The organism is Stenotrophomonas sp. STEN029 (assembly GCF_056760015.1).
The window spans coordinates 22,618-29,432 of record NZ_JBRREC010000061.1; the positions used below are offsets into that span (position 1 = coordinate 22,618).

The 6,815-nt window shown below is 64.7% G+C and carries 7 protein-coding genes; 6 read left to right on the forward strand and 1 reads right to left on the reverse strand.

From position 1 onward, the window contains the following. Positions 1-277 precede the first annotated feature (277 nt). The 3 genes from ACVOLI_RS13690 (at position 278) to ACVOLI_RS13700 (ending at position 2,082) form a co-directional block, all read left to right on the forward strand. Positions 278-664, forward strand: coding sequence for an endonuclease domain-containing protein (locus ACVOLI_RS13690; RefSeq protein ID WP_481614831.1), 387 nt, complete (start codon positions 278-280; stop codon positions 662-664). A gap of 174 nt (positions 665-838) precedes the next feature. Next, positions 839-1,825: a 2-alkyl-3-oxoalkanoate reductase gene (gene oleD, locus ACVOLI_RS13695; protein WP_481614832.1), complete on the forward strand. Its 987-nt coding sequence runs from the start codon at positions 839-841 to the stop codon at positions 1,823-1,825. A 101-nt stretch (positions 1,826-1,926) separates the two neighbouring features. Continuing rightward, entirely contained in the window at positions 1,927-2,082 is a 156-nt protein-coding gene (locus tag ACVOLI_RS13700) for a DUF1328 domain-containing protein (protein WP_282269396.1), read from the forward strand. Between the two features lie 75 nt (positions 2,083-2,157). Here the strand turns inward: ACVOLI_RS13700 and ddlA are convergent, their stop codons facing one another. Then, a complete protein-coding gene (gene ddlA, locus ACVOLI_RS13705) occupies positions 2,158-3,261 on the reverse strand; it encodes a D-alanine--D-alanine ligase (RefSeq protein WP_481614833.1) in 1,104 nt (367 codons plus the stop codon). Positions 3,262-3,537: 276 nt separating this feature from the next. Between ddlA and ACVOLI_RS13710 the strand changes: the two genes are divergently transcribed. From ACVOLI_RS13710 to ACVOLI_RS13720, 3 genes are read left to right on the forward strand one after another with little or no spacing between them, the layout of a single operon-like run. Further along, complete coding sequence (locus tag ACVOLI_RS13710) at positions 3,538-4,188, forward strand: ubiquinone biosynthesis accessory factor UbiJ (protein ID WP_481614834.1); 651 nt, start codon at positions 3,538-3,540, stop codon at positions 4,186-4,188. Then, entirely contained in the window at positions 4,185-5,852 is a 1,668-nt protein-coding gene (gene ubiB / locus ACVOLI_RS13715) for a ubiquinone biosynthesis regulatory protein kinase UbiB (RefSeq protein ID WP_481614835.1), read from the forward strand. The genes ACVOLI_RS13710 and ubiB overlap by 4 nt, the downstream gene beginning before the upstream one ends. After that, positions 5,849-6,592: a pseudouridine synthase gene (locus tag ACVOLI_RS13720; RefSeq protein ID WP_481614836.1), complete on the forward strand. Its 744-nt coding sequence runs from the start codon at positions 5,849-5,851 to the stop codon at positions 6,590-6,592. Before ubiB ends, ACVOLI_RS13720 begins: the two co-directional genes overlap by 4 nt. Positions 6,593-6,815 lie beyond the last annotated feature (223 nt).

The window sequence follows — 6,815 nt, forward strand, 5'->3', positions numbered from 1 at the left end:
CGAGCAAGAGCAAGAGCAAGAGCACCCCTCCCAACCCTCCCCTTCGCTGCGCGAAAGGGAGGGCTAAAGCTTTGCCCCCTCCCTTTGCTGTAGGCAAGGGGAGGGTTGGGGAGGGGTGGTCTTGCTCCCTCCCTTGCGCCGAAGGCGGAGGGGAGGGTTGGGGAGGGGTAAAGCGCAGTGTTCTTTGAGTCGATGGACAGCTTGAATCCAGTGATTCCCTGACAGGCTCCCATCGCCACCAATCGCAGGCTTTCCGTACCAAGAACGGAGAGCCGCAATGGACAAGCTGCGAAGGCGTGCCAGAGCCCTGCGCAACACCCCCACCGATGCAGAAGACCGCCTATGGCAGCAACTACGCCGACGCCAGTTGGCAGGCTTCCGCTTCCGCAGACAAAAACCCTTGGCCGGTTACATCGCCGACTTCGTCTGCCTTGAAGCGAAGCTGATCGTCGAACTGGACGGCGGGCAGCATCTTGAGCAGCTTGCCTATGACCAGCGGCGGACCGAGGTGCTGCAGGGATTGGGCTTCAGGGTGCTGCGTTACTGGAATGACGAGGTTCTGCAGCGGATGCCGGCTGTGTTGGAGGACATCCTGCGGGCCTTGTCGCACGGCGAAGAGCACCCCTCCCAACCCTCCCCTTCGCTACGCGAAAGGGAGGGCTAAAGCTTTGCCCCCTCCCTTTGCCGCAGGCAAGGGGAGGGTTGGGGAGGGGTAACGCTCTCCGCCAACATCCCAGCAAAGCACCCGAGCACCACTACTGCGATACTGACGGACAAATCTCAATGCTTCCGACGCGGCCAGTCGGCGCGGAAGCCCAGCAACAGAGCGATCAAACGAATGAAGATTCTGGTTACCGGTGGTGGTGGTTTTCTCGGTCAGGCCTTGTGCCGTGGCCTGGTCGAACGCGGCCATCAGGTGCTGAGCTTCAATCGCGGGCATTACCCGTCCCTGCAGGAGATTGGCGTTGGCCAGATCCGTGGCGACTTGGCCGATGCGAACGCTGTGCATCACGCCGCCGCCGGCGTCGGTGCCATCTTCCACAACGCTGCAAAGGCTGGAGCCTGGGGCAGCTACGACAGCTACTTCCAGGCCAATGTGGTCGGCACCCGCAATGTGCTTGCCGCCTGCAAGGCGCACGACATCCGCCGCTTGGTCTACACCTCAACACCTAGCGTCACCCATCGCGCCACCCATCCGGTCGAAGGCCTGGGTGCGGATGAAGTGCCTTACGGTGAGGACTTCCAGGCGCCGTATGCCGCCACCAAGACCATCGCCGAACAGGAGGTGCTGGCCGCCAATGGTGCCGATCTGGCAACCATCGCGCTGCGCCCGCGCCTGATCTGGGGCCCGGGCGACAACCAGCTGGTGCCGCGGCTGGCCGAACGCGCGCGCGCCGGCCGCCTGCGCTTTGTCGGTGATGGTAAGAACAAGGTCGATACCACCTTCATCGACAACGCCGCCCAGGCGCACTTCGATGCCTTCGATCATCTGGTGGTCGGTGCGGCCTGCGCCGGCAAGGCCTACTTCATTTCCAACGGCGAGCCGCTGCCGATGCGCGAGCTGCTCAATCGCCTGCTTGCAGCGGTGGGGGCGCCGGGCGTGGAGAAGTCGATTTCGTTCAAGACCGCTTACCGCATCGGCTCGATCTGCGAAAAGCTGTGGCCGCTGCTGCGCTTGTCGGGCGAGCCGCCGATGACGCGCTTCCTCGCCGAGCAACTGTGCACGCCGCATTGGTATTCGATGGAGCCGGCACGCCGCGATTTCGGCTACGAGCCCAAGGTCTCCATCGAGGAAGGCTTGCGCCGATTGGCCGCCGCATCCTGAATGGACAGCGCCGTCATCATCCGGCGCTAACGTTCCTGTCACCGTATCGCGACCGGCAATTGCCGAGTATGGACCCCTGATTCCAACCGAGGACCCAGCCCATGCTGCATTACGCCGTCGTTTTCTTCGTCATCGCCATCATTGCTGCCGTACTCGGCTTCAGTGGCATTGCCGGTGCGGCCAGCAATATCGCGTGGATCCTGTTCGTCGTCTTCCTGATCCTTGCGGTGGTGTCGATGTTCCGCAAGAAAGGCTGATCATTCCTGACGCCAGAAACAGAACGGCCCGCATCCTAGGCTAGGGTGCGGGCCGCGTCGTTTCAGTAGCTTCGATCAGGCCGAAGTGCTGATCGAGCTGCGCAGGTTCCTGTCCGCAGCGTGGCGCTCCAGCGCCAGCTCGATCAGGCGGGTGATCAGCGCGGTATAGCCCAGCCCGCTTGCGCCCCACAGTTTGGGATACATGCTGATCTTGGTGAAGCCGGGCAGGGTGTTCAGTTCGTTGATGACGACGTCGCCGGCCTCGGTGAGGAACACGTCCACACGCGCCATGCCGATGCAGTCCAGCGCCTGGTAGGCGCGCACGGCGATCTCGCGGATGCGCTGCTGCGCATCGGCCGCGATATCGGCCGGGATCACCGTCTCCGCGCCGCTGGCGCTGATGTACTTGGTGTCATAGGCGTAGAAATCGTCATGCACCACCACTTCGCCGCAGACGCTGGCTTCGGGCACGTCGTTGCCCAGCACTGCACACTCGATCTCGCGGCCGACAATCGCCGATTCCACCAGCACCTTGTGGTCGAACGACAGGGCCAATGCCATCGCGGTGGCGAACTCTTCGGCATTGCGCACCTTGCTCACGCCGACCGAGGAACCTTGGTTGGCCGGCTTGACGAACAGCGGCAGGCCGAGCTGCGCGACCAGCGCATCGTAGTCAGCGCGTGCAGCAGTGACATGGTTGAAACAGGCAAATGGCGCCACCGCCAGGCCGGCATCGCGCAGCAGGCGCTTGGCCATGTCCTTGTCCATCGCCGCGGCTGCGCCAAGCACGCCGGGGCCAGCGAAGGGCAGGTTCAAGGTGCGCAGCAGGCCCTGCAGGGTGCCGTCTTCGCCGAGGGTGCCGTGCACGATCGGGAATACCACGTCCAGCTGCGGCACCTCGCGGCCATCGGCAGCCAGCAGCTGGCCGCGCTCGGCGCCGGGCAGTACCGACAGCACCGGGCCGGAGGTATCCAGCGCGATGCGCTTGGGGTCATCGGCGTTGAGCAGGAAGCCGGCCGCGTCGCACAGGTGCCACAGGCCCTGCTTGTCCACGCCGATCAGGCTGACGTCGAAACGTTCCTTGTCCAGCGCATCGAAGATGTTCTTCGCCGACTGCAGCGAGACCTCGTGCTCGGCCGAACGACCGCCGAAGATGATGCCAACCCGGGTCTTGCCCATTGCCTGTGTGCTCCTGACGCTGTGTTTGGTGGTGTCTGCATAGCATGAACTCAAACGCCGCGATTCGGGAATAGGGAGTGGCGGCTGCTTTCAAGCTGGAACGGGCGGCTCGGGACGCGCGGTTCATTGAGCGCGGCGACCAGCTGGTGCGGCTTGCCGCCGAAAGCGCGGTTCCACACACAATGCGCCGCTACATGAACAAATCCTGTGCTGGCGAGGCATTCGCTCCCCGTCGCGATCCAGTCTCCAATCCCGCCCCTCCGGTAGAATGCCGGCATGCCTGCATCCCCCCTCAAAATGATCAAGCCGCTGGCCGGCCGTGCGCTGGAAGTGGCCTTGAACCGCGCGCTGGCGCTGGACCCGGATACCCGCACCGCACTGGCCTCGCTCGACGGCCAACGCATCGCCCTGACCCTGGAATCGCCGTCGCTGGCGATGCAGATCGGGGTCGCCGGCGAACGCCTGACCGTGGGCCCGGTCGATCCGGCGCTGGAGCCTGACCTGGCCGTGCGCAGCACGCTGGGAGGGATGCTTGCGCAGCTTCCATTCCTGGCCAATGCACGGCGCGGCAACAGCGCGCCTGCTGGGCGGGTCAAGGTCTCCGGCGACGCCGAGCTGGCGCGCCGCCTGCAGCAGCTGGCTACCCGTTTTGATCCGGATTGGCAGCAGCCTTTTGTCAAAGCCTTTGGCGAGATCCTCGGCGTGCAGATCGCGCAGACCCTGCGTGCAGCCCTGCTGCAGGCCAGGCGCAGCGCCAAGGATCTGGCCGAGACCGCCGCCGAATACGTTACCGAGGAGTCGCGTGATGTCGTTGCCCGTGCCGAGCTGGATGCCTTCCATGATGATGTGGACGTGATCCGCGATGACGTCGAACGCATGGCCGCGCGCATCGCGCGCCTGCGTCAGCGCGCCGGAGGTGCCGCATGAAGGCGACCCGTGCCATGTTCCGCGCCAGTCGCATCGGCCGGGTGATCCTGCGCTACCGGCTGGATGACCTGCTTGACGGCACCCCGGTCGAACGTTGGCTCGGCATCGCCAAGCCGTTCGTGCCGCGTGCCAGCGCCGATATCGCCTCGCAGTCGCGCGGCGCGCGCCTGCGCCTGGCGCTGCAGGAGCTGGGCCCGATCTTCGTCAAGTTCGGCCAGATCCTGTCCACCCGCCGCGACCTGGTGCCGCCGGACGTCGCCGCCGAGCTGACCCTGCTGCAGGACCGGGTCAAGCCCTTTGACGGCGAACGCGCGCTGCAGATCGTCGAGCAGGCGCTGGGTCTGCCGATTACCGAAGCCTTCGCCAGCTTCGACACCACGCCGCTGGCCTCGGCCTCGATCGCGCAGGTACACGCGGCAACTCTGGACGATGGCCGTCAGGTCGTGGTCAAGGTGCTGCGCCCGGATATCGAAAAGCAGATCGCCGGTGACATCGCCCTGCTCAAGTCGCTGGCTGCATTGGTCGAGCGCACTCATCCGCGTGCCGACAAGATTCGCCCGCGCGAGGTGGTGGCCGAGATTGAAACCACCCTGGCGGCAGAGTTGGACCTGCAGCGCGAGGGTGCCAACGCCAGCGTGCTGCGCCGCTTCTGGGAAAACTCGGACGATCTGTACGTCCCGGAAGTGATCTGGAGCCACACCGCCGAGCGCGCGCTGACCCTGGAGCGGGTCTGGGGCATTCCGTCCGACGACATCGTGGCGCTGGACAAGGCCGGCATCGACCGCAAGGCGCTGGCCGCCAAGGGCGTGCGCGTGTTCTACACGCAGGTGTTCCGCGACAACTTCTTCCATGCCGATGCACACGCCGGCAACATCTGGGTCGACATCGATCCGGCGCGCCGCGACAACCCGCGCTTCATCGCGCTGGACTTCGGCATCATGGGCCAGCTGTCGGAAGAGGATCAGTTCTACCTCGCCGAAAACTTCATGGCCATCTTCAACCGCGATTACCGCCGCATCGCCGAGCTGCACCTGCAGGCGCAGTGGATGCCGAACACGGTACGTATCGATGAGCTGGAAGCTGCGGTGCGCGCGGTCTGCGAACCGTACTTCACCCGCCCGCTGTCGCAGATCTCGCTGGCCGAAGTGCTGATGAAGCTGTTCCGCACCGCCCAGCGTTATCAGCTGACCCTGCAGCCGCAGCTGATCCTGCTGCAGAAGACGCTGTTGAACATCGAAGGCGTGGGCCGCCAGCTCGACCCCAACCTGGACATTTGGGAAGTGGCCAAACCGGTGCTGGAGCGCATCCTGCGCGAGCGTTACAGCCCGCGCCGCGCGCTGAAGGAACTGCGCAAGCGCCTGCCGGAAATCATGACCCAGGCCCCGGACATGCCCGCGCTGCTGCACAGCTGGCTGCGCCAGCAGGTGGAAGGCAAGCATGAGCTGGCGATGCGCTCGCAGGACATCGTCAACCTCGAAGGCACGTTGCAGCGCATGCAGCGGCGTGTGGTTACTGCCGTTGCCGGTGTCGGTTTGATGGTGGTGTCGGCGCTGCTGTATGGCCTGCAAGTGGGCGGCCCGCAGTTCGCCTCGGTGCCGCTGTGGTCGTGGGTGACAGGCGCGGTCGGTGCGATTGCCGTGGCTTCGGCGTGGTTGCGTCGATGAGTGATGTTGTCGATGAAGCAGTAGAGGCGCCGGTCGTTTTTGAACCGCTGCCGCTGTTGTATGAAGACCAGTGGTTGGCGGTGGTCAACAAGCCTGCGGGCTTGATGGTCCACGACAGCAAGCTGGCGCGCGGCGAGGATGATTTCCTTGCTGACCGCCTGCGCGAGCAGCTGGGCAAGCCGATTCTCCTCGTGCACCGGCTCGATCGCGCAACCAGTGGCTGCCTGCTGTTGGCCTTTGATCGCGAAAGCGCCAGCACCTTGGGCAAGACGCTGATGGGCGGCGAGGTGGAGAAGGATTACCTGGCGGTGTGTCGAGGCTGGCCGGCGGAGGATGCGTTCACCGTCGATCATGATCTGGACGGTGGCCCCGGCAAACCGGTCAAAAAACAGGCCATCACCCATTTCCAGAAGCTGCTGGAAGGCGAGTTGCCGATTCCGTCGACGGGCTTCCCGACCTCGCGTTACGCGCTGCTGCGTTGCCAGCCGCAGACTGGGCGTTTCCGGCAGATCCGGAGGCACCTCAAGCACATGTTCCACCACATGATCGGCGACACCAGCCACGGCGACGGGCGGCACAACCGTACCTTCCGCATGCAGGGCGTGCACCGCATGCTGCTGCACGCCGAGCGCCTGGCGTTCCCGCACCCGCAGGACGGCCGCCGCATCGAAGTGCGCGCACCACTGGACCGCGAGTTCCAGAAAGCGATGGACCTGTTCAACTGGAAGCTACCGGACTGAAGTAGTGCCGAGCCATGCTCGGCAGCAGCCTCACCTGTAGTGCCGAGCCATGCTCGGCAGGGGCTTTCCCAAAGATCCATCAGCTCCTGTAGGAGCGGCGTAAGCCGCGAAGCCCACAAACCATCAGATTGCAGAAATGCCGGTGATTCCAGCATTGCCAGCTTCGCGGCTGACGCCGCTCCTACAAAAACCAGAGCGCACCCCGCAGTTGTAGTGCCGAGCC